General features: G+C 67.4%; 22 protein-coding genes and 2 tRNA genes. 14 read left to right on the top strand and 10 right to left on the bottom strand.

What is annotated here, in order from left to right:
* Positions 1–109 precede the first annotated feature (109 nt).
* Entirely contained in the window at positions 110–1,096 is a 987-nt protein-coding gene (locus tag J2T23_RS15585; protein ID WP_307361404.1) for a DNA-3-methyladenine glycosylase family protein, read from the bottom strand.
* A gap of 154 nt (positions 1,097–1,250) precedes the next feature.
* Here J2T23_RS15585 and J2T23_RS15580 point away from each other — a divergent pair, with 154 nt between their 5' ends.
* Positions 1,251–1,646 (top strand): VOC family protein, encoded by a 396-nt coding sequence (locus tag J2T23_RS15580; protein ID WP_141159696.1) that lies wholly within the window; start codon positions 1,251–1,253, stop codon positions 1,644–1,646.
* 33 nt (positions 1,647–1,679) lie between these two features.
* On the top strand, positions 1,680–2,057 hold the full coding sequence (locus J2T23_RS15575) for a DUF1304 family protein (RefSeq protein ID WP_141182161.1): 378 nt from the start codon (positions 1,680–1,682) through the stop codon (positions 2,055–2,057).
* 13 nt (positions 2,058–2,070) lie between these two features.
* Here J2T23_RS15575 and J2T23_RS15570 read toward each other — a convergent pair whose 3' ends face one another.
* Positions 2,071–3,255 (bottom strand): ArsB/NhaD family transporter, encoded by a 1,185-nt coding sequence (locus J2T23_RS15570; protein ID WP_141183417.1) that lies wholly within the window; start codon positions 3,253–3,255, stop codon positions 2,071–2,073.
* Between the two features lie 62 nt (positions 3,256–3,317).
* Here J2T23_RS15570 and J2T23_RS15565 point away from each other — a divergent pair, with 62 nt between their 5' ends.
* The 5 genes from J2T23_RS15565 (at position 3,318) to J2T23_RS15545 (ending at position 8,602) form a co-directional block, all read left to right on the top strand.
* Positions 3,318–4,703 carry a cystathionine beta-synthase gene (locus tag J2T23_RS15565; RefSeq protein WP_307361401.1) on the top strand — a complete coding sequence of 462 codons (1,386 nt, stop codon included), beginning with the start codon at positions 3,318–3,320 and terminating at the stop codon, positions 4,701–4,703.
* Positions 4,704–4,727: 24 nt separating this feature from the next.
* Positions 4,728–5,891 (top strand): cystathionine gamma-synthase, encoded by a 1,164-nt coding sequence (locus J2T23_RS15560; protein WP_141159699.1) that lies wholly within the window; start codon positions 4,728–4,730, stop codon positions 5,889–5,891.
* A 65-nt stretch (positions 5,892–5,956) separates the two neighbouring features.
* Positions 5,957–6,463 carry a winged helix-turn-helix transcriptional regulator gene (locus J2T23_RS15555; protein WP_141182160.1) on the top strand — a complete coding sequence of 169 codons (507 nt, stop codon included), beginning with the start codon at positions 5,957–5,959 and terminating at the stop codon, positions 6,461–6,463.
* The gene (locus J2T23_RS15550; RefSeq protein ID WP_307361398.1) at positions 6,460–7,806 is read left to right on the top strand and encodes an MFS transporter; all 1,347 of its coding nucleotides are present in this window, start codon (positions 6,460–6,462) and stop codon (positions 7,804–7,806) included. The genes J2T23_RS15555 and J2T23_RS15550 overlap by 4 nt, the downstream gene beginning before the upstream one ends.
* A gap of 25 nt (positions 7,807–7,831) precedes the next feature.
* Positions 7,832–8,602: an SDR family oxidoreductase gene (locus J2T23_RS15545; protein WP_307361396.1), complete on the top strand. Its 771-nt coding sequence runs from the start codon at positions 7,832–7,834 to the stop codon at positions 8,600–8,602.
* 22 nt (positions 8,603–8,624) lie between these two features.
* On the opposite strand, the gene J2T23_RS15540 is transcribed toward J2T23_RS15545, so the two are convergent.
* From J2T23_RS15540 to J2T23_RS15525, 4 genes are read right to left on the bottom strand one after another with little or no spacing between them, the layout of a single operon-like run.
* Positions 8,625–9,800 (bottom strand): acyl-CoA dehydrogenase family protein, encoded by a 1,176-nt coding sequence (locus J2T23_RS15540; protein ID WP_307361394.1) that lies wholly within the window; start codon positions 9,798–9,800, stop codon positions 8,625–8,627.
* A complete protein-coding gene (locus J2T23_RS15535; RefSeq protein ID WP_307361392.1) occupies positions 9,797–11,290 on the bottom strand; it encodes an APC family permease in 1,494 nt (497 codons plus the stop codon). The genes J2T23_RS15540 and J2T23_RS15535 overlap by 4 nt, the downstream gene beginning before the upstream one ends.
* Complete coding sequence (locus J2T23_RS15530; RefSeq protein ID WP_141159705.1) at positions 11,287–12,498, bottom strand: glutathionylspermidine synthase family protein; 1,212 nt, start codon at positions 12,496–12,498, stop codon at positions 11,287–11,289. Before J2T23_RS15530 ends, J2T23_RS15535 begins: the two co-directional genes overlap by 4 nt.
* A 1-nt stretch (position 12,499) precedes the next feature.
* The gene (locus J2T23_RS15525; RefSeq protein ID WP_307361389.1) at positions 12,500–13,105 is read right to left on the bottom strand and encodes a Tat pathway signal protein; all 606 of its coding nucleotides are present in this window, start codon (positions 13,103–13,105) and stop codon (positions 12,500–12,502) included.
* Between the two features lie 179 nt (positions 13,106–13,284).
* Here J2T23_RS15525 and J2T23_RS15520 point away from each other — a divergent pair, with 179 nt between their 5' ends.
* The 5 genes from J2T23_RS15520 to yidC all read left to right on the top strand — a co-directional run bounded on the left by J2T23_RS15520 (position 13,285) and on the right by yidC (position 17,775).
* On the top strand, positions 13,285–13,938 hold the full coding sequence (locus tag J2T23_RS15520; protein WP_141182156.1) for an MOSC domain-containing protein: 654 nt from the start codon (positions 13,285–13,287) through the stop codon (positions 13,936–13,938).
* 408 nt (positions 13,939–14,346) lie between these two features.
* A complete protein-coding gene (locus tag J2T23_RS15515) occupies positions 14,347–16,386 on the top strand; it encodes a DEAD/DEAH box helicase (protein WP_307361386.1) in 2,040 nt (679 codons plus the stop codon).
* Positions 16,387–16,687: 301 nt separating this feature from the next.
* A tRNA-Thr gene (locus J2T23_RS15510) sits at positions 16,688–16,759 on the top strand.
* A 61-nt stretch (positions 16,760–16,820) separates the two neighbouring features.
* A tRNA-Met gene (locus J2T23_RS15505) sits at positions 16,821–16,894 on the top strand.
* Positions 16,895–16,974: 80 nt separating this feature from the next.
* Entirely contained in the window at positions 16,975–17,775 is an 801-nt protein-coding gene (yidC, locus tag J2T23_RS15500; protein ID WP_307361384.1) for a membrane protein insertase YidC, read from the top strand.
* An 8-nt stretch (positions 17,776–17,783) separates the two neighbouring features.
* Here yidC and J2T23_RS15495 read toward each other — a convergent pair whose 3' ends face one another.
* Positions 17,784–18,683, bottom strand: a complete 900-nt coding sequence (locus J2T23_RS15495; RefSeq protein ID WP_307361381.1) for an SDR family oxidoreductase — start codon at positions 18,681–18,683, stop codon at positions 17,784–17,786.
* A complete protein-coding gene (locus J2T23_RS15490) occupies positions 18,680–19,132 on the bottom strand; it encodes a nuclear transport factor 2 family protein (RefSeq protein ID WP_307361379.1) in 453 nt (150 codons plus the stop codon). The genes J2T23_RS15495 and J2T23_RS15490 overlap by 4 nt, the downstream gene beginning before the upstream one ends.
* Positions 19,133–19,224: 92 nt before the next feature.
* Here J2T23_RS15490 and J2T23_RS15485 point away from each other — a divergent pair, with 92 nt between their 5' ends.
* Both J2T23_RS15485 and J2T23_RS15480 read left to right on the top strand, forming a co-directional pair.
* On the top strand, positions 19,225–19,884 hold the full coding sequence (locus J2T23_RS15485; protein WP_141182155.1) for a TetR/AcrR family transcriptional regulator: 660 nt from the start codon (positions 19,225–19,227) through the stop codon (positions 19,882–19,884).
* 67 nt (positions 19,885–19,951) lie between these two features.
* A complete protein-coding gene (locus J2T23_RS15480) occupies positions 19,952–20,506 on the top strand; it encodes a dihydrofolate reductase family protein (protein ID WP_307361374.1) in 555 nt (184 codons plus the stop codon).
* Here the strand turns inward: J2T23_RS15480 and J2T23_RS15475 are convergent.
* Together J2T23_RS15475 and narI are read right to left on the bottom strand one after the other, a co-directional pair.
* On the bottom strand, positions 20,491–21,711 hold the full coding sequence (locus tag J2T23_RS15475; protein ID WP_307361372.1) for an MFS transporter: 1,221 nt from the start codon (positions 21,709–21,711) through the stop codon (positions 20,491–20,493). The two genes, J2T23_RS15480 and J2T23_RS15475, sit on opposite strands and share 16 nt — an antisense overlap.
* Before the next feature lie 38 nt (positions 21,712–21,749).
* On the bottom strand, positions 21,750–22,547 hold the full coding sequence (gene narI, locus J2T23_RS15470) for a respiratory nitrate reductase subunit gamma (RefSeq protein ID WP_307361370.1): 798 nt from the start codon (positions 22,545–22,547) through the stop codon (positions 21,750–21,752).
* Position 22,548 lies beyond the last annotated feature (1 nt).

Here is a 22,548-nt window from a genome sequence, read left to right as displayed (position 1 = left end):
GTGCCGTCCAACCGGACGGGGATGGCAGCCGGCGGGGCGCCCCATACCGGCTCCGTACCCTCTGGCGCGGAGATCAAGCGGTTTCAACCGGCCGGAAGCGCCGCGTTGTTCAGTGCCCCCGGTGGTCCTGGATGGTCATCCGCGGGCCAAAGGTGGGCTTGCGGAAGCCGGTGCTCTGGATCATCCGGACCACGCGCTGCCGGTGTCCCCGCCAAGGCTCCAGCAGCTTGAGCATCCCGGCGTCGTCGGTCCTGCGTCCGGTCAGTGCCGCCCCCACATACGCCGCCAGATGGTAGTCACCCACCGAAATGGAGTCCGGGCAGCCGTGGGTGCGCTGGACCACCTCGGCGGCCGTCCAGGCTCCGATGCCCGGAATGACCTGCATCTTTTCCCCCGCCACCAGGGCAGGCAGCGCGGCCAGGCGTTCAAGCGCGACGGCGGAGCGCAGCGCACGCATGACAGTGGCCGAACGCTGGGGACCCACCCCTGCCTTGTGCCACTCCCAGCTGGGAACCTGCAGCCACTGTGCCGCCGTCGGCGCCACCACCAGCCCGGCCGGCGTGGACGTCCCGGCCCGCGGCGCCGGAGTCCCGTAGCGGTGCACCAGGTAGCGGTAGCCGCGCCGCGCCTCGATGACCGTCACCTTTTGTTCGAGGATGATCGGCACCAGCTGGTCCACCATCCGCCCGCTTGCCGGCAGCCGGACCGCCAGGGCGCGGCGGCGGCCCTCCTGCACCATGCGTGGCAGTGTCGAATGGAAGGCCGGTTCGTCGAAACCCTGCCAGTCGTCGTCGGCACCCAGCAGCCGGGGTGCCGCCTTCACGGCTGCTGCGGCGCCGGGCCCCCACGCCTGGATGTCCACCAGCGGGGTGCCTGCGGCGCCGCCGCCCGCGGAGGCGAGCCGCATGGTCGCCGGGCCGTCCGGCGTCGTAAACGCATTCCAGATTACGTCACCTTGGACGCAGAAGGAGGGATCGCTGTTGCCGCGCAGGAGCGGCCCCAGGGTCCGGGAAAGACTGTAGGGACCATCCGGATACCACCGCAGGGACACGTCCGCCGCGGCTGCCAGCCGGGGAGGTGCCTCTGCGATCGTCATGTCTTCCATCGTCCCACGGACCGCCGACAGTGGCGGGACCATCGGCCCTTCTGCGCTCCCTGGCCCCGGATTAGGATCACCGCGGGTGGCACCCGGGCGTCGGGCGCACCAGGCACCCAATCGACAGAGAACCAGAAGGACACGGAGGGCAACCATGGGCGGAGTAGTGCATTTCGAGATTCCCGCGGACGACCAGATGCGGGCAAGGAAGTTCTACCAGGAAGCCTTGGGCTGGCGGATCGAACCGGTGCCGGGCATGGATTACAGCATGGTCATCACCACGGACATGGACGACGCAGGCCAGTCAACAACGCCAGGGGCCATCAACGGCGGGATGATGGCCCGCGAAGGACAGATCACCAGCCCGGTCATCACCATCGATGTGCCGGACATCGACTCAACACTGAAGTCCGTCGAGGAATCCGGCGGTTCGGTCCTGATACCCAAGAACGAAGTTCCCGGCATGGGCTTCACGGCCTACTTCAAGGATCCCGAGGGCAACGTGTTGGGTCTCTGGGAGAACCTCCCCGGAAACGAGGGCGGCGCATAGCATGCGCCCGCGCCGGGGCAGCAGGACGCGCCCTTGAGTACGGTCATCCAGGTGCTTGCAGTCATCACCGGGATAACCCTTATCACTGTGGGCCTGCTGGAAGCTTTCCGGTACACGGACCAGCGCCTCCATCCCATCTTCCTGATCAGGCCGGAAGATACTTCCGCTGTGCGCCTTTGGACCATCAACGTGGGGTTCTACAACATCGTCTGGGGTTTGTTCGGGATATCCGGGGTGGTCCTCGCCAATGCCGGTCAGGTCACGGTGGGCCGGACCATCGTGGCCATGATGTCCGTTGCCCACGCCATCCTCGGCGTCGTGCTGATCATCAGTGAACCCCGGCTGTGGATCAGCGGCATCGGCCAGGCGTTCCTCCCTGCCGTAATCCTCTGGCTGATGTTCGTGGGATAAGCCGTGCCGTTGCTCAGGGCATCCCGGACACGGCCCACAGTGCCAGCACCGCGAGCGGCACAGTCAGGACCACCGCCACCAGTCCCGCCGCTGCGAACCCGCCCCACCTGATGGGCACGTTCAATACCCGGAGCCGCTCATGCCACAGCAGGGTGGCCAGCGACGCCCACGGCGTCACCAGCGGTCCCAGGTTGACCCCGATCAGCAGTGCAGCGAGCCTGGCGGGCGACCCCGCCACCGGTTCCAGGGCCAGGTAGGCGGGAAGGTTGTTGGCCGCGTTCGCCGCGCCGGCGCCCAGGCCGGCCAGCTGCAGGAGGGCAGGCAGGCTGTCCCCGGTCCCGGCCACACCCGCCAGCAGGGTGGTGAGGCCGTGCGCGTGCAGGGCCTCCATCAGCATGAACAGCCCAACCGTCAGCATCAGCGGCCGCCAGGGCACCATGGACCACCGCAGGGCCGAGGGCCGGCGCCGGAGGAAGACCGCCACCAGGACGGCGGCGGCGGCCAGTGCCGGGTACTGGACCGGCAGTCCGGACACCAGCGCGGGCAGCAGGACCACCAGCGTGATCCCCGCGGCTTTCAGCAGGGTCCGGTCGCGGACAGGACGGGCAGGCTGGGGACCGTAGGTTCCGCGCAGGTCCCGCCGGAACGCCAGCCACAGCAGGGCAAGGGGGACCAGCAGGCCAACCAGTGCCGGAGCCCACACCAGCCCGGCGAAGCGCCAAGGGCTCAGGCCCAGCCGGTCCTGCGCCAGGAGGTTGGTCAGATTGGACACGGGCAGCAGCAGGGAGGCGGTATTGGCCAGCCAGATGCTGGTCAACGCGAACGGCAGCGGCGGGATCCGGGCATGGACGGCCAGCAGGACCACCACGGGTGTGACCAGCACCGCGGTGGTGTCCAGGGACAGGAACACGGTGGCCACCGTGGCCACTGCCACCACCAGCAGCCACAGGGTGAAAACGCGGCCCCTGCCCAGGGCGGCCAAGCGGTCCGTCACCACTCGGAAAAGTCCTGCCTCATCCACCAGTTCGGTCACCATGGACATGGCCAGCACGAAGGCCAGGATGGGAATGGTGCGTCCGGCCAGTTCGCCGAAGGCCGTGAGGGGGAGGGCACCGACGGCGAGGGTGGCCAGGCCTGCCGCCAGGGTTGCGCCGGGCAGCAGGTAGCTGCGGGTGGCTTTCAGCCATGCGAACTGCATCACCGGGCTATCCTCGCATCCCGAGCGGGGAACGGCCTGCAGGAAGCGGTAGCTTTGTATCTATGAAGTACGCCCAGTCCATCCTGGACCTCATCGGCAATACGCCGCTCATCAAACTGAACCACGTGACCGACGGGATCAAAGCCACCGTCCTGGTCAAACTGGAGTACCTGAACCCCGGCGGTTCCATCAAGGACCGCATCGCGGCGCAGATGATCGAGGACGCCGAACGCGAGGGCAAGCTGAAGCCGGGCGGCACGATCGTGGAGCCAACGTCCGGCAACACCGGCGTAGGCCTGGCCCTGGTGGCGCAGCAAAAAGGCTACAAGTGCGTCTTCGTGGTCCCGGACAAGGTAGGCGAGGACAAGCGTGCCGTGCTGCAGGCCTACGGCGCCGAAGTGGTGGTCACGCCCACCTCCGTTCCACCGGACAGCCCGCAAAGCTACTACGGCGTCTCGGACCGGATCACCCGCGAGACCCCGGGCGCCTTCAAACCGGACCAGTTCTCCAACCCCGCCGCGCCCGGCAGCCACTACAAGACCACCGGCCCGGAGATCTGGCGGGACACCGAGGGCAAGGTCACGCACTGCGTCATCGGCGCCGGCACCGGCGGCACCATCACCGGGACCGGCCGGTACCTCAAGGAGGTCTCGGCTGACAGGCCGGACTCCGACGGCGGGGTGGTCCGGATCATCGGCGCGGACCCGGAAGGTTCTGTCTACTCAGGCGGCACCGGGCGTCCGTACTTCGTGGAGGGCGTCGGGGAGGACATGTGGCCGGCGAATTACGACAAGACCATCCCTGACGACGTCATCGCGGTCTCCGATGCTGACTCGTTTGCCATGACCCGGCGCCTGGCGCGGGAGGAGGGCCTGCTGGTGGGCGGTTCCTCCGGCATGGCCGTGGTAGCCGCACTGCAGGCGGCCAAGGACCTGCCGGAGAGCGCCGTCGTCGTGGTCATCCTGCCCGACTCCGGACGCGGCTACCTGGCCAAGATCTTCAACGACCAGTGGATGCGCTCCTACGGTTTCCTCTCCGGCGGCGAGGAAACCTCCGTGGGGGAGGTCATCAAATCCAAGAACGGCGAACTGCCGGACCTGGTGCACATCCACCCCAACGAGTCGGTGCGCGACGTCATCAACATCATGAACGAGTTCGGCGTCAGCCACATCCCGGTCCTCTCGCAGGAACCGCCCGTGGTCATGGGTGAGGTCCTGGGCGCCGTGGATGAGCGCACCCTGACCGCCAAGCTGTTCCGCGGCGAAGCGAAGCTGACGGACAAGATCTCCGAACACATGGGACCCAAGCTTCCCGTGATCGGCTCACTGGAAACCATCTCCGCGGCACGGGAACTGCTCTCGGACGCGGACACCCTGATGGTCACGTTCGTGGGCGCCCCCGTGGGCATCCTCACCCGGCACGACCTGCTGGCCTACCTCAGCAACTGATCTGCGCTACCCAAAAGGAGCATCATGACTGCCTCTGGAAACCAAGGTTTCAACACCCGCGCCGTCCACGCCGGCCAGGCCTTCGAGCCCCGCACCGGCGCGGTGGTTCCGCCGCTGCACTTCAGTTCCACCTACGCCCAGGACGGCATCGGCGGCCTGCGCAGCGGCTACGAATACGGGCGCGGCGGCAACCCCACGCGGGACGCGCTGCAGGAACAGCTCGCGGCGCTGGAACTGGGCACCCACGCCTACAGCTTCAGTTCCGGGCTCGCCGCGGAGGACGCCCTCATCCGCGCGCTCACCCGCCCCGGCGACCACATTGTGCTGGGCAACGACGCCTACGGCGGCACCTACCGGCTCATCAGCCGGGTGCTGGGGGACTGGGGGATCGGCAACACTCCGGTGGACATGGCCAACCTTGACCGGGTCCGCCATGCGGTGGCCGCGCACAAGACCCGGTTCGTGTGGGTGGAAACGCCGTCCAACCCGCTGATGAAGATCACCGACATTGTGGCGCTCGCCGACATCGCGCACGACGCCGGGGCCCTCCTGGTGGTCGACAACACCTTCGCGTCCCCCTACCTCCAAAACCCGCTCGCCCTCGGTGCCGACGTTGTGGTCCACTCCACCACCAAGTACATCGGCGGCCACTCGGACGTCGTGGGTGGGGCCGTCGTGGTCAAGGACGCGGAACTGGCGGAGAAGATCGGCTTCGTGCAGTTCGCCGTCGGTGCGGTGTCCGGCCCCATGGATGCGTTCCTCACCACCCGCGGCCTGAAGACCCTGGGCGTGCGGATGGACCGGCACAGCGAGAACGGGCAGGCCGTGGCCGAGTGGCTGCTGGAGCGCCCCGAGGTGGAGGCTGTCCTGTACCCGGGCCTGCCGGACCACCCCGGCCACGAGCTCGCCAAAAAGCAGATGCGCAAGTTCGGCGGCATGGTCTCCGTCCAGTTCAAGGGCGGTGAGGCAGCCGCCCGCAAGGTGGCCGAGTCCACCTCCGTCTTCACCCTGGCGGAGTCCCTCGGCGGCATCGAGTCGCTCATGAACTACCCGTCCGAAATGACTCACGCTTCGGTCAAGGGCACGGAACTGGCCGTTCCCGTGAACCTGCTGCGCCTGTCCTGCGGCATTGAGGACAAGGAAGACCTGATCGCGGACCTGGACCAGGCTTTCTCGAACATCCCGTAATCCACCCCCGCGGGATCTCGCGACAGGTATGGCTTTCTTGAAGAAAGTCAGCTAGCGTTCAAGGTATGCCTCTTCGATCCGACTGGTCCCGACGCAACTGCAGCATGGCCCGCGGGCTGGACATCCTGGGTGACCCCTGGTCCATCCTGGTCCTCCGCGAGGTCTTCTTCGGCAACGGGCGCTTCGACGCCATGAAGGGCCGGCTGGAGGTGGCGGACTCGGTGCTCACCAAACGGCTGGCAGGCCTGGTGGAGTCGGGGCTGCTCGAGAAGAAGGCCTACGACGACGGCGGCCGCACCCGCCAGGAGTACGTCCTCACCCCCAAGGGTGAAGACGCGCTGCCGGTCCTGAACGCGGTCACTCTTTGGGCGGAAAAGCACCTGCCCGCACCCTCCGACCAGGCGCACCTGTATGTCATCCATTCAGGCTGCGGCAAAGCCACCAGCTCGGCGGATACCTGCAGCGAATGCGGAGAACGGCTCACCGCGGCGAACACCAGCTGGCACAGCCGCTCCCGGTCCGAACAGCCCATCCGGCTGTCCACCGCCGCAGGGAACGGAACGGCCGCATGAGCGCCCTGCCCGGGGAAACAGCGGACACGGCCTCGCTGCACACCCCGCGGGGACCGCGCCGCCGCCTGCATCCCGCCTGGATCGTCGCCGCCGTCGCATTCATGGCGCTGGTGGGCGCGGCAGGCTTCCGGGCTGCACCCGGCGTCCTCATGGTCCCGCTCCAGCAGGAGTTTGGCTGGTCCACCACGGTCCTGTCCTCTGCGGTCAGCATCAACCTGGTCCTCTTCGGCCTGACCGCCCCGTTCGCGGCCGCCCTGATGGAACGCTTCGGCATCCGGGCGGTGACGGCAACCGCCCTGGTCCTGATCGGCATGGGCAGCGCCCTGACCGTCCTGGTAAACCAGTCCTGGCAGATCCTGCTGACCTGGGGCCTGCTGATCGGGCTCGGTACGGGCTCCATGGCCCTGGTCTTCGCCGCCACCATCGCCAACACGTGGTTCACCAAAAGCCGCGGGCTGGTGATTGGCATCCTCACTGCCGGCAGCGCCGCCGGACAGCTGGTCTTCCTGCCCTTCATCGCCATGCTCGCCCAGGACCCCGGCTGGCGGCAGGCCTCGCTGCTGATCGCCGCCGGCGCCCTGGCCGTGGTCCCGCTGGTGCTGAAGTTCCTCAAGAACTCGCCGGCCGACGTCGGGGTGCTGCGGTATGGAGCTGCGCCGGTGGACGTCGAGGCGAAAGAGGCCGCACCAGTGCCGGACAGCGGCCCCCGCACCAACGCTGCCGTCCGTGCGCTGCAGGTCCTCCGGCGCGCCAGCAAGGTCAGGACCTTCTGGGCCCTCGCGGCGGGGTTCGCCATCTGCGGCGCAACCACCAACGGCCTGATCGGCACCCACTTCATCCCCTCCGCGCACGACCACGGCATGCCCGAAACCACTGCCGCGGGCCTGCTGGCCGTGGTCGGGATTTTCGACATCATCGGGACCATCGCCTCGGGCTGGCTGACGGACCGGTTCAACCCCCGCGTCCTGCTGGCTGTCTACTACCAGTTCCGCGGGATCGGCCTGCTGGTGCTTCCGCTGCTGCTGAATGCCGAGGTCCAGCCCAGCATGATCGTGTTCGTGGTGATCTACGGGCTGGACTGGGTGGCCACCGTCCCACCCACTGCAGCCATCTGCCGCGAAACGTTCGGAGCTGACGGCAGCGTGGTCTTCGGATGGGTCTTTGCAGCGCACCAGCTTGGCGCGGCAGCCGCCGCCGTTGCCGCCGGAGCCCTCCGTGACGCGACCGGGCACTACACCTACGCCTGGTTCGGCGCGGCCGCGATGTGCACCATCGCGGCGGTCATCAGCGCGACCATCCGCCGGCACCACAGCCCGCGGGAAGCGGCGCCCGCCGCGGCCTGAATCGCGGCGCCGCTAGGCTGGTCGGATGGAACCCCTCGCACCGGCCCCTGCCCGCCCCGTTGCCCTGGTCACCGGTGTGGGCCGGCTGGCCGGCATCGGCGCGGGAATTGCCCGCCGGCTTGCGGCGGACGGCTGGGACCTGGTCCTTTCCTACTGGGCCGAGTACGACGCCCGAATGCCGTGGGGGAGCGAACCCGAAGACGTGGTCCGGCTGACCGCGGAGCTGGAAGCCATTGGCGCCAAGGTCCACGTCCTGTCCGCCGACCTCCAGGATCCCGGCGTCCCGGACCGGCTCATGGCCGAGGCCGTTCAGCTGTCCGGACCGCTGCAGGGCCTGGTGCTCAGCCACGCGGAGTCGGTTGACTCCGGCGTGCTGGACACCACCGTGGAGTCCTTCGACCGGCATTTCGCGGTCAACACCCGCGCCAGCTGGCAGCTCATTGCCGCGTTCGCTCGGCAGGCAACGGAGGACGGCGGCGCGATCGTTGCGCTGACCAGCGACCACACAGCGTTCAACCTTCCCTACGGGGCCTCGAAGGGGGCGCTGGACAGGATCGTGATTGCTGCCGCCCGCGAGCTGGGTCCGCAGGGGATTTCGGCGAACGTCATCAACCCTGGCCCGGTGGATACCGGCTGGATGACCCCGGAAGTTCGGAAAGAGCTCACGGCGCAGCAGCCGGGCGGCCGTTTGGGCACCCCCGCGGATGTTGCCGGAACCGTGGCTTTCCTGCTTTCGCCCGCCGGCCGCTGGGTGTCCGGGCAGCTGGTCAAGGCCGACGGCGGTTTCTCCGCTTGACCACCCCAGTTGGGGCAGGCGATCAGTGGAAGGCGCCCAGGCCCGTGATGTGCCGGCCCAGGACCAGGGTGTGCACCTCGTCGGTACCCTCATAAGTCCGGACCGATTCCAGGTTCGCGGCGTGCCGCAGCGGCGAGTAGTCCGTGGTGATGCCGTTGCCGCCCAGGATGGAGCGGGCGTCGCGGGCGATCCTGATGGCCTCGCGGACGTTGTTCAGCTTGCCCAGCGAGATTTGCTCGGGCCGGATGGTCCCCGCGTCTTTGAGCCGGCCCAGGTGCAGCGCCAGCAGGGTGCCCTTCTGGATCTCCACCAGCATGTCCACCAGCTTTTGCTGCGTGAGCTGGTAGCCTGCCAGCGGCTTGCCGAACTGCAGCCGCCCCAGCGAATATTCCAGCGCCGCCTCGTAGGAATCGCGTGCGGCGCCCATTGCACCCCAGGCGATCCCGTACCGGGCCTCGTTCAGGCACGTGAACGGGCCGCGCAGCCCCCGTGCACCCGGCAGCAGGGCTTCCGGACCCAGCCGGACGCCGTCGAACACCACATCGCACTGGATGGAGGCGCGCATGGACAGTTTCTGTTGGATGGGCGTGGCTGTGACGCCAGGGGTTCCGGCCGGCACCAGGAAGCCGTGCACGCCGTCGTCCGTCATGGCCCACACCACCATCACGCCGGCCACGGAGGCCAGCCCGATCCAGCGCTTGGTGCCGTTGAGCACCCAGCCGGCGTCGTCCCCGCTGCCATCCTTTGTGGCGTAGGTGGCCATGGAGGCGGGGTCCGAGCCGGCCGTTGGCTCGGTCAGGGCGAAGCAGCCGATCACCTCGCCGGCGGCCATCCGGGGCAGCCACTCCTGCTTCTGCTCCTCGGAGCCCCAGGTGTGGATGGCGGTCATGGCCAGCGAACCCTGGACGGACACGAAGGTGCGGATGCCGGAGTCGCCGGCCTCCAGTTCCATCGCCGCGAGGCCGTACTCGACGGCGGACCGGCCCGGGCAGCCATAGCCCTCCAGGTGCATGCCCAGGACGCCGAGCTCGCCCAGTTCCGTCGCCAGCTCCAGGGGAAAGACGCCTTCCTCATACCAGCGGGCTATATCCGGCTTGATCCGCTGCCGGGTGAAGTCACGGACCTTCTGCCGGAGTTCCAGTTCCTCCGCCGACAGCAGGGAATCGAGGTCCAGGATGTCCGATGATGCGGCGGTCATAACTTCTCCTCAAAGTAAGCGCGGGTGCCGGGCAGGAACCGGCAGGCGGCGGCCAGGACGACGCCGAGGGCCAGCAGGACCACACCGCTGACGAAAGCGCCGCCGACGCCGAAGATCCGGGTGTCGCCGTAGGCCGGGTCCCACATCTGGACTGCCGAGATGAAGAACGCGGCGGTCAGCAGCAGCGCCCCGGCCAGGGGAAGGATGCCGCGGAACCAGAGGTTCCGGGCCGAGTCCCGGAGCGTTCCGCGGAAGTACCAGAAGCAGGCGTACCCGGTGAGGGCGTAGTAGAACGCGATGAACAGGCTGATGGCGCTGATGGAGTCTGCCAGCAGGTTCTCGCTCAGGAAGCTCATGGCCACGTAGTAGGCAGCCGCCGCCCCGCCCATCACCTTGGTGGAAAAACCCGGGGTCTGGTTGCGCGGGTGCACCTCGGCGAATTTGGCCGGCAGCGCGCCGTGCACACCCATGGACAGGGTGCCGCGGGCGGTGGGCAGGATGGTGGTCTGCGTGGAGGACAGCACCGATGCCAGCACGGCAACGACGATCAGCCATCCCCACGGCCCCAGCACCACATCCTTCATGGCCAGGAACACGTCGTCCTGGTTGGCCTCGTTGCCCAGACCGATGCCCTCGGACCCCACGGTGGCGTACATCATCACCAGCAGCGCCACCGAAACGTAGATGGCCACCAGCACGAAAGCGGAGATGACCGCGCCACGGCCCGGCGTGGTGGACGGGTCCTCGGTTTCCTCGTTGACCGCCAGGCAGGTGTCCCAGCCCCAATAGATGAACAGGGCAAGGAGGGCGCCGTGCACCACGGCGCCGGGCTCGGCAAAAGCGCCCACCGGGTTGAACCATTCGAAGTCGAAGGCCTGGCCCTCCGGCGCCCCGCCCACGATCCGCATGACGATTGCCAGGGCAAAGATGCCCAGCGCAATGTACTGGACGTACGTCAGGACCCGCTGGACGTGCTCACCCAGCCGGATCCCGCGGTAGTTCACCAGGGTCATCAGCACGATGAAGAGCAGGCCGGTCCCGGTGACCAGCAGTTTGTTTTGTGCCAGGGATCCGTCACCCACCAACAGCCACAGGTACTGGCCTGCCACCTGCGCCAGGTTGGCCAGGACCACGACCCCGGCCAGCGCCACGCCCCAGCCGCCCAGCCAGCCGGCCCAGGGGCCGAAGGCCTGACGGGACCAGGTGAACGTGGTGCCACAGTCCGGGATGGCACTGTTCAGCTCCCTGAAGGCGTAGGCAATGAACAGGACCGGAACGAAGCCCAGCAGGAGGATCAGCGGTGTGTAGTTGCCGTTGACGGCAACGATCAGGCCCAGGGTGGCGGCCAGCGAGTACACCGGGGCGGTGGAGGCCAGCCCCAGCATCACGGAGTCGCCCAGGTCCAGGATCCCTGCCCGCAGCCCCTTGCCCGGGACGGGGGTGCCACCCCCGCCGCCGTGGCTTCCCGCCGTCGTCATGTCCGTGCTCATAGGATGATTCCTGCCTTGGTGGAGCCGGCCACCGCGGAAAGCGGAGCCGGCGCGTCAATGGTGTTGGGGACAAAGCGGCAGAAATAGTCCGTCACCGGCCCGTCCGATTCCCGGATGCCGCAGCCCACGGATTCACCGTCCACCACCCACAGGCCCAGGACGGGGCGGTTGCCGTCGAAGTCAGGGAGCGGGTGGTACTGCTGGTAGCACCAGCCCTCCCGGCCGTACCCGCCAGGCTGCTCCAGCGTGAGGCCCTCAGCGTGGATGCGGATGTTGTCGCCTTCCCGGCCGTGAAGGGGCTTGGCCACCCACTCCTTCAGCGGCCCCGGGTCAGTGAGGTAGGCCGGCAGCAGGTTGGGGTGGTTGGGGTAGAGGTGCCACAGAGCCGCGAGCAGGGCCTTGTTGGAGAGCAGCATCTTCCAGGCCGGTTCCACCCACCGCGGGTTGTGGGCGCGCTCCAGCAGCCGGGGGCCGAACTCCTCCTTCATCATCAGCTCCCAGGGGTACAGCTTGAAGATGGTGCTGATCATGAAGTTGTCCAGGTCCACGAACCGGTTCAGGTTGGGGTCCCATCCAATATCGGACATATTGATGCCGATGGTGGTCCACCCGGCCTGGCTGGCAACGTCGCGCATGTAGGCGGCGGTCATCCAGTCCTCGCCGGACTCCTCCACCTCGGAATGGGCAACGTGCAGGGTGCTCATCCCGGTGCGGTACTGGAATTTCTTCCACTGCCGGATCAGGGCTTCATGGATGCCGTTCCATTGATCCTTCTCCGGATGGACATCCTGCAGCCAGAACCATTGGGCCACGGCGGCTTCGATCAGGCCTGTGGGCGTGTCCGCGTTGTATTCGAGCATCTTGGCCGGGCCGCCCTGGCCGTCGTAGATAAAGTCGAACCGGCCGTAGACGTCCACGTCGCCGGCCTGCAGGGATTCGGCGGCCAGTTCCAGGGCCTGCGGGCCGATGCCTATGCTGCCCATGGCCCCGGTGGCAAGGAACTTGGCGGCCTCCAGGCACATCCGGTGCATTTCCTCGGCGGCGAGCTCCAGGGTTTCCACCTCGTCCATGGTGAACTCGTAGTAGGCCGACTCGTTCCAGTATTCAATCCGGCGCCCGTCATCCATGGTGGTGGAGGAAAAGACCAGGCCCTGCTCTTCGATCTTCTGCTTCCAGCCCTGCCGGGGCTCGCTTGCCAGCCTCTTCACATCAGCCCCCCGAGACCTTTCCACCGCCGCTTGTGCCGCTCTTCGCGCTTGAACCGAACCCGCCGCGGCTGACCGTGCCGCCCTTGCTGCTGTAGCCCGTGGACGCCTTGGCGCCGCTGGGGATGGTACGGGAGTAGCCGGGTGAGGTGGACCTGTTCTGGCCGATTGCCGGAACGCTGGCCCCACGGGAGTAGAAGTACCAGGCGTAAAGGCCGCCACCGCGGCCCGCGGAACTGTCACAGCTGTTGTCCGCCACGCGCTCGCCGGTTTCTTCGTTGAAGCAGACCTGGGCGTAGTCGGGGTCATCCTCGTTGCTGGCAACCACCGCCGTGATGGTGCCGGCCAGCAGAGCGGTCACGCCCAGGCCCACCACCACGGTGCGCCGCTGGGAGCGCTTCTTGCGCGCTGCCGCCTGGTTGAGCTGCTTTTCCCGCTCGCGCGCGAACGGATCCACGGGGGTGACGGGTTCGTTGAGGAGTTCGGGACGCAGGTCCGGCTTGGGTACCTGCCAGGGCGGTGGCTTGGCGGTGCTGCCGGTGTCACTGCTGCCGTTGCCCGCCGGCCCGTTTTCCGGTTCCTCTTTTGGGCCTTTCTGGTCCGAGTCCACGGCGTCCCCCCTCAATTGGTCGCACGGTTTGGGCGCAGCACTGCACCCCCAAATGCAAGTCTCGAATCAGCGTAGTCCCTGCAGGAACCGCCTGCGAGCGGAATTACCTGCGGCTGCGGGGGAGACCTGCCCATTGCCGGCGCGTGGGGCCCTGTGCTGGAAAACCCTAGACTGATCCCATGGAATCCGGTTCTGTCCTTGCCGTCTGCCGCGTCCACCAGCTCCTGCGGGATGGGGGCAGCGTGGGCGTCACGGCCATCGACAAGCGCCCGGTGAATGGTCCGGTCAAGGTACACAAGCTGGGGCTGCGCGGCGATATCCAGGCCAACAGGGCCCACCACGGCGGGGAGGACCAGGCCGTATACGCCTACTCACAGGCCGACGCCGACTACTGGGCCGACGCCCTGGGGCGGGAGCTGCCCGCGGGCTTCTTCGGCGAGAACCTGCGGATCTCCGGCATCGAGGCCACCCACGCGGTCATCGGGGAGCGCTGGACGGTGGGCGCCGGCGTCGAACTTGAGGTGACGTCTCCACGCACGCCCTGCGCCACTTTCCAGCGGCGGATGAAGGAACCCCAGTGGGTGAAGCGCTTCACCGACGAAGGACGGGTGGGAACATACCTGCGTGTCCTCCGCACCGGCAGCATCCAGGCCGGCGACACCATCGAGCGCACGTTCGTCCCGCGCCATGGGGTCACCATTGGCAAGTGGTTCAGTGAGCCGGACGCGGACCTCATTGCGGTCCTTCGCGGGGCAGAGGCCGACGGCGAGATCCGGCTCCAGGACGAATACCACACCAAGTTCGAGGTGCTGTTGCGGCGGCTGGGACGGTGACACCCGCCCGCCGTCGCGGCAGTGCGGCGGGCTGTGTGCGCAAGCTCACCCGCCGTCGTCGGCCGTTCGATTTCCGGTCCGCGGCGTCCGTGCCCTACACTTGAAACATCCCCCACTCCGGAAATCCCTTTTTCCTGCCCAATTCTTGAGGCAGGACTGGCAAGTGTTGGGGCCCGCGCAAGCGATGCGGGCATTTTCATAGGGAGAGCCGGCTAAAGAAAACGCTGTACAGACTGCTGGGATAGCAGCCAAGAGATGCAGCGCGAAGTCCTGCCATGGGATTGCGAAAGCGCCGGACTTCTGTGACCGGCCGGTCAACGTTTGCCCGGCACCATCGGCACGTGTACTGCGGCTCCGCTCACCTCGGGTAGTGCCGCCTGGCCCCCTATGGATGAGGAATAAATCCCTATGCCCGAAAACCAGAACGAAACCACCGCTGTTATCGAGGACGCCCCCGTGGCTGCCGCCGAGGCTCCCGTAACCGCTCCCGCCGCTGAGGCGCCTGCCGCGGCCGCCCCTGCCGCGGACGAAGACGAAAACACCGTCAAGTTCGCCGACCTCGGCATCGACGGCCGAGTCCTGGCCGCCCTGCAGGACGTCGGGTACGAGAAGCCGTCCCCCATCCAGGCAGCCACCATCCCGCTGCTGCTTGAAGGCCGCGACGTGGTGGGCCTGGCCCAGACCGGCACCGGTAAGACTGCAGCATTCGCAGTACCGGCGCTGTCCCGCCTGGCCGAACTCCACGACCTCAACGGCCCCTCCCGGAAGACGCAGGCCTTGGTCCTGGCCCCCACCCGCGAGCTGGCGCTGCAGGTTGCCGAGGCCTTCACCTCCTACGCCAAGCACATTGACGACTTCACCGTCCTGCCGGTCTACGGCGGCTCCGCTTACGGGCCCCAGCTGGCGGGCCTTCGCCGCGGCGCCCAGGTCGTTGTGGGTACCCCCGGCCGCGTGATCGACCACATCTCCAAGGGGTCCCTGGACCTGTCCGAACTCCAGTACCTGGTGCTGGACGAGGCTGACGAGATGCTGCGGATGGGCTTCGCCGAAGACGTGGAGCAGATCTTCCAGCAGACCCCGGAGGACCGCCAGGTGGCGCTGTTCTCGGCCACCATGCCGGGCCAGATCCGCCGGATGTCCAAGCAGTACCTCAACAATCCGGCTGAGGTCCAGGTCAAGTCCAAGACCACCACCGGCGCCAACACCCGGCAGCGGTACCTCCAGATCATGGGCCCGCAGAAGCTGGACGCGCTGACCCGCATCCTTGAGGTGGAAGACTTCGACGGCGTCATCGCTTTCGTGCGGACCAAGATGGCCACCGAGGACCTGGCTGACAAGCTGAAGTCCCGGGGATTCCAGGCTGCCGCCATCAACGGCGACATCCCGCAGCAGCAGCGCGAGCGCACCGTTGACGCGCTGAAGGAAGGCCGGATCGACATCCTGGTGGCCACCGACGTCGCCGCCCGTGGCCTTGACGTCGAGCGGATCAGCCACGTGATCAACTACGACATCCCGCATGACACCGAGTCCTATGTGCACCGCATCGGCCGCACGGGCCGTGCCGGCCGTTCCGGCGAGGCGATCCTGTTCATGACGCCACGGGAGAAGTACCTGCTGCGTTCCATCGAAAAGGCCACCCGCCAGCCGGTGGAACAGATGCACCTGCCCACGGCCGAGACCGTGAATACGCTGCGCCTGGGCAAGTTCGCCGAGCGCATCACCGAGACCCTCGCCTCCGAGGACGTCGCGGCGTTCCGCGACCTCATCGCCTCCTACGAGGAAGAGCACAACGTCCCGGCAGCGGAGATCGCTGCGGCCCTTGCCGTCATGGCGCAGGGCGGCCAGCCGCTGCTGGTCAAGGAACTGCCCGCCGCTCCCGAATTCCAGAAGCGCGAACGCTCCAAGGACGGCTTCGGCTCACGTGGGCCGACCCGTGCGCTGACCGAGGGCAACGCCACCTACCGCATCGCAGTGGGCCGCCGCCAGCGCGTCATGCCCGGCTCGATCGTGGGCGCCATCGCCAACGAGGGTGGCATCTCCTCCGCACAGATCGGCGGCATCGACATCCGCTCGGACCACTCCCTGGTGGAGCTGCCCGCGGACCTGAGCCAGGAACAGCTGCGCGCGCTGTCCCGCACCCGGATCGGCGGCGAGCTGATCCACCTCGAGCTGGACAACGGCCGCAAGCCCTCCGGCGACCGCGGCGCCTACCAGGGCAACCGCGGCGGCAATTTCAAGGGCAACGGCGGCTTCAAGAAGGAGTTCCGCAAAAACGACGGCGAGCGGTCCTCGGCTGACCGTGGCGGCCGTTCCTACAGCGAGCGTTCCTTCAGCGACCGCGGCCAGGCCGGGGACTCCCGCTTCGGCGGCCACGGCGACGGTTCCCGCAAGCCCCGCAGCGGCGGCGACAGCGGACACCGTGACTTCAACCGCAAGGGCAAGTGGTAAACACTTCCGCGCGTTGAGCAAATGACGACGACGATGGGCCGGCTTTCGAGCCGGCCCATCGGCATTTAACCCGAAGCCAGGATGTGGGGCTGGACACATTCCGGTCCCGGCATAGAGGGAAGGGGCCTCTCAAAGGTCCATCCCGGCGTCGGCAGCTGTGCTCTCACGGCCCCGCCAGCCCCGGAATTCCGCGGAAAGTGCCGCTTTGGAGGTCCCCGCAACGGGTGCCATTCCAGGCGCGCGGAGGGCCTGGATGCCGATTTGTTGGTGCGGAAATCTTCGGGTAGAGTATTTACTCGTTGCCCCCCTAGCTCAGTGGTAGAGCGCGTTCTTGGTAAGAACGAGGTCACCGGATCGATTCCGGTGGGGGGCTCTGAATGAGGGCCTGCGTCAAGGCGGTTTTGACCGGCTTGACGCAGGTTTTTCTCATTCGTGGCGGTGTAGCTCAGTTGGTTAGAGCGCACGACTCATAATCGTGAGGTCGGGAGATCGAGCCTCCCCACCGCTACAGGCTAAGCCCCCGGAATCCCCGAGATTCCGGGGGCTTTCCTGTTTCCCGCATCCGCAGTAGCTTGGCAGCAACTGCGGATGGGGGATTCGGTGGACGTTTTTGCGGCGGTCATGGAGCCGTTCCGATGGATCGTTTCGGTCGTCATGGCGGGGTTCCACGACTGGCTGGGTGCGGCGGGGATGCCGCCGGGGGACGGCTGGACCTGGACGTTGTCCATCGTCGGGCTGGTGCTGGTGATCCGTGCGGTGTTGATTCCCGTGTTCCTGGCGCAGGTCCGGGCCCAGCGCCGGATGCGGCTCCTGCAGCCGGAGCTGCAGGAGCTCCAGGAGCGGTTCAAGGGCCGGACGGACCCGGTGTCGCGGCAGGCCATGGCGCAGGAACAGATGGCCCTGTACAAGAAGCACGGCACCAACCCGTTCTCTGCCTGCCTACCGCTGCTGATCCAGGCGCCGTTCTTCCTGGCCCTCTTCCAGGTGCTGTCCGGACTCTCCGGCGCCTCGCCGCGGGGCGAAGGCATCGGAGCCCTGGACCACGGGCAGGTGGTCCAGTTCGCGTCCGCCGGCATTTTCGGGGCGCCCCTCTCGGCGTCCCTCCTGCATGGGGGCGGTGACCCCGCCGCCGTGGCCGTCCTCGCCGTCGCCATGATCCTGGTGATGATCACCTGCCAGTTCCTCACGCAGAAACTCGTGGCGTCACGGACCTTGGCGGGGCAGGACACGGACAGCCCGTTGATGCGCCAGCAGCGGATTCTCCTGTACCTGCTCCCGCTGATTTTCGGGGTGGGCGGGATCTTCTTCCCTATCGGCGTCCTGGTCTACTGGACGGTCTCCAACCTCTGGACGCTGGCCCAGCAGTTCCTGGTGTCACGCCGGCCGTGATTGGCGCGTCAGTGGCCGGCCAGCGCCTGCGACTGCTCCTTCAGGAATTCGGTGACCGACTTCGGGTTGATCCCGCGCTGGCGCAGGGGTTTATCATCCCAGGTGGCCTCCTCAATATCCGAGGCCAACCCGACGCCCAGTGCAGAAGCCATGGCGTCGTTCCTGCGTTTCAACATAAGCGTGGCCATCCGCGCCACAGGACGGGGCATGCGCTGCACCTTCAGGGGATGGTGCGCCAGTTCCCCCGCGATGCCGATGATCTCCTTCTTGGTCAGCGGCTCGGGTCCGCCCACGTCGATCTGCGCCGGCGGATCGGGCTCCAGTGCCACGGCGGCGAGGAGAGCGGCAATGTCCCCGGTGGCCACCAGCCGACGGCGGTTGTCGCCCTTTCCGATGACGGCTGCCTTTCCCGCCGCGAGGTCGAACCGTGCGGCGGGGCTGAGCTGGACTTCCTGCAGTCCGTCGGAACGTACCACTACGGTCCGCATGGGTGAGTTCGCCAGGCGGCGCTCAATGGTGAGCTTGGCCTGTTCCAGCGGGGTCCGGAGGCTGGCGCTGCCGATCGGGAAGGACAGGTAGACAAAGCGCTGCACGCCGGCGGCTTCCGCTGCGTCGACAAGGTGGCCCATTCCCACTTCGTCGACGTCCCGGATGGTAGCGGAACTGGTCCCCGCGAACCGGCGGCTTATCGCCGTTGCCGTGGCAATCACTGTGTCGGCGCCCTCGCACGGGGGCGGCAGCGTGGCAGGTTCGGTGAGGTCTCCGCGCACAACTTCCGCGCCGATCGCCCGGAGTGGCGAATCGTCCGTTTGGCGCCGGACCAGGCAGCGGACCTCTTGTCCGGAAGCGCGCAGCCGTTTTGCCGCCCGGCCGCCCAGGTCACCCGTTGCCCCGACCAGGAGGATCATGGCCGTGCTCCTTCCGTGCCTGCTCCGGTGACGGCCTGGACCGCGGCATTCACGTCCGCCGTGTCCTTTTCGACAGGCTCCAGGTAGAACCTGACCGCCGCAATCCGGTCGCTGCGGACGCTGAAGATTGCCACGCCGGCCTGCTCGACGGCGCTGCCGTCCAGGCGGGTGCCGCGCGATCCCCATTCGACCCAGACCTTGCCGCCGGTGCCGGTTGCCGAGTCCAGCACTGTCACGGTCATGTCGGGAATCCCTGCGAACAGTGCGGACCAGTTCTTCCGCACCTGTGCGCTTCCGGTGAAGCTGCGGGCCGGGTGGTTGGGGGTGATATTGACGTAATCGTCTGCGAACTCGGCCAGCATGGCATCGAGGTCGCGCCGCTGTGTTGCGGAAAACATTCGGCGCACAGGGCCGTCTGGGAGGCGGTCCACGCCGTCTGGCGTGTCCATGGAAATGCTCCTTGGTGCCTCGCCGGGCGAGGCTGTGACCTGTTAGATTGATTTCAATACAGTTAGCTGTATTGATTGGAGTTTAAGACCGCATGCAGAGCCCAGTCAATGCCTCCGGGAAACGCCCCGCAAGGCGAAGTTATGACGCACGGCGGCGCCGGCAGCTCGCTGCGGAGTCGCTGCACAGCGTCCGGACGCATGCCAGGGAGCTGTTCCTCACCCAGGGTTTCGGGGCGACCACGATTGCGCAGATTGCCCGCGCTGCCGGCGTATCCGCCGAGTCGGTCTACAAGAACTTTGGCAGCAAAGCGGGGCTGGTCCGCGCCATCTACGAGGAGAGCCTCCTCGGCGCCGGCGGACCGCCGGCCGAGCAGAGGTCCGATCTCGCCCAGAAAACCGAGTCGGATCCCGTACGCCTGATGGAGCGGTTCGGCCGGTTCACCACGGAGATCAGTCCCATTGGAGCCCCGGTCTACCTTCTGATCAGGGACGCGGCGGCCAGCGGGGACGCCTCCATGGCGGCACTGCTGCGGGACGTGGACGAGGCCCGTTACCGCCGGATGCTGCACAATGCCCGGCAGTTGGTGGGCAGGGGGCTTCTCAGGCCCGGCCTCACCGAAGCCGAGGCTGCCGACGTCATGTTCACCTCCACTGCCGCCGAACTCTACGAAACGTTGGTGATCAAGCGGGAATGGTCCGCCGAACGCTACGGCACCTTCATCGCCCGGACCCTGGCGGCGAACTTGCTGTAATCCCTACCGGCCGGCCAACCTGAGCGGGCCCCTGTTCCCCGCGTCATTCCCCCGGCAGAATGGGCCCATGGCGAAGCTGATCTACTCCGCAATCATGTCCCTTGACGGCTACACCGCAGACACGGACGGCAACTTCAACTGGTCCATGCCGGACGAGGAAATCCACGCCTTCGTCAACGACCTGGAGCGGGATGTGGGCACCTACCTGCTGGGCCGCCGGATGTATGAGGTGATGTCCGTCTGGGAAACCATGGACACACGGGATGAGCCGCCCGTCATCCAGGACTACGCCCGCATCTGGCAGGGGGCGGACAAGGTGGTCTACTCAACCACGCTGGACACCCCCAGCACCCCGAAAACCCGCCTGGAGCGGCAATTCCTCCCGGAAACCGTGCGGGACCTGAAATCGGGCAGCGACCAGGACATCAGCATCGGCGGCCCCACCCTCGCGGCGCACGCCCTCAATGCCGGGCTGGTGGATGAGTGCCGGCTGTTCATCAATCCGGTGGCCGTCGGCGGCGGCCTGCGCTTCCTGCCTGACGGACTCAAGGCGCAGCTGGAGTTGGTGGACCAGCGCCGGTTCGGCAACGGGGTGGTGTACCTGCGCTACCGCGCCCGCTGAACCGCTGCCGTCCCGGCCCTGCGCTGGACCGCGAACAGGGTGAACACCAGGGCCACCAGGGCCGTGCCGACCAGCAGGAGCAGCCCGATCGAATAGCTGCGCGTCGCGGCGTCGTAGGTCGCGCCCATCACCAGCGGCGGAAAGTACCCGCCCAGGCCACCCGCGGCACTGACAATGCCGCTGATGCTTCCCACCTTTCCGGCCGGTGACAGGACCCCAACCCAGGCAAACACTCCGCCCGTCCCCAACCCCAGCGCCGCAGCCATGGCAACGAAGGTGGCACCCGCGGGCACCTCGCCGTCGGGCCTGAGGTTGACCACCCAGCCCAGGACGGCGACGGCGGCCAGCGCCACGAGCACCACGGGCCTGGGGCCGAGCTTGTCCGCCAGCACCCCGCCGACGGGCCGGGCCAGGACCGCGGCCAGGGCAAAACCGGCCGTCCGGGCACCGGCGCCGGCGGGATCAAAGCTGTACACGTCCCTGAGGTAGGTGGGCAGGTAGGTGGCGAACGAAACGAAACCGCCGAAGACCACTGCGTACAGGAAGCACATCTTCCAGGTGACCGCCGTCCTGGCCGCGTCCATGAGCTTGGGCAGCACCGGCGCATGGTTGGGGGCCCACCCTGGCGCTTCCTTCATGAGGAACCAGACCAGCCCTGCCATCACCGCCAGGACACCGGCGATCAGCAGGTGCGTGGGAAAGTACCCGATCCCGGCAACCAGCCGGGGATTCAGGAAGGCCGCCAGGGCTGTGCCGCCCATCCCCGCCCCGAACACACCGGTGGCGAAACCCCTGCGGGCCGGCTCATACCAGGCGCTGACGAACGGTATCCCGACGGCGAACACGGTCCCGGCCACGCCGAGCAGTAGCCCGGCGCCCAGCACCAGGGCGAAGGAACTGATGAGGCCGCCCACGGACACCAGGAGGATGGGAGGGATGGCGGCCAGCAGGACAAAGGTGAACATGGCCCGTCCGCCATACTTATCCGTCAGGGTGCCCACGACGATCCGTCCCAGCGAACCGACGAACACCGGCATGGCCACCAGGACGCCCGTGGTGGCAGGCTTCAGCTCCAAATTCTGCGTGTAGAAGGCACCGAGCGTGGCAACCGAGTTCCACGCCCAGAAACCCGCCACGGAGGCCGCGGTCGCCAACGCCAGGTTCAGCGCCCTGCCGGTGGCTGGCTTAGAGGTTGTTCCGGCCACTGCTAGCTCCTCACCACATCATCCAAACGCACCGCCGGTCAGCGGTTGCGGGTGTCCCTGTCCGGCGTGCCCACGGCGGACCAGCCGCGGCCCTTGGTCTCCCTGTCCCGTGACCGGTAGACGATGTACGGGCGGAACAGATAGTGCAGGGGCGCGGTAAAAGCGTGCACCAGCCTCGTGAACGGCCAGATGACGAACAGCGCCATTCCCACCAGCGTGTGAAGGTGGAACGAGAACGGGGCGGCCGCCATCGCCGCGATGTCAGGCTGGAAGATGAACAGCGACCGGAACCAGGGCGCCACGGTTTCCCGGTAGTTGTGCCCGTGTTCGCCCTCGAAGACGCTGGCCAGCGTGGTCCAGAGGCCGAAGACGATGGCGGCGGTCAGCACCACGTACATGGTCTTGTCATTCTTGGTGGTGGCCATGAACACCGGCCCCGTGGTGCGCCGCCGGTAGATCAGCAGCGCGATTCCGCCCAGGGTTCCCACCCCGGCAATGCCGCCCACAGCCAAGGCATTGAAGTGGTAGAACTCCTGGCTCATGCCCACGGCTGCCGTCCAGGCCATGGGAATGACCAGCCCGAAGAAGTGGCCGGCGATGACGGCCAGAAGCCCGAAGTGGAACAGGGGGGAAGCGATCCGCAGGAGCCTGGATTCGTACAGCTGGGAGGACCTGGTGGTCCAGCCGAACTGGTCGTACCGGTAGCGCCACACCAGGCCGCCCACCAGCACCACCGCCATGACGTACGGCAGCACGCCCCACAGGACGGTGTCCCAGGTGCTAAGCACGACGACGGCTCCTGGCTCCGCCTCCAGCGCCGCCCCGAGTGCCGGCATG

The organism is Pseudarthrobacter niigatensis (assembly GCF_030812615.1).
Classification (GTDB): domain Bacteria; phylum Actinomycetota; class Actinomycetes; order Actinomycetales; family Micrococcaceae; genus Arthrobacter; species Arthrobacter niigatensis.
This window is presented reverse-complemented; position numbering and strand designations above follow the sequence as displayed.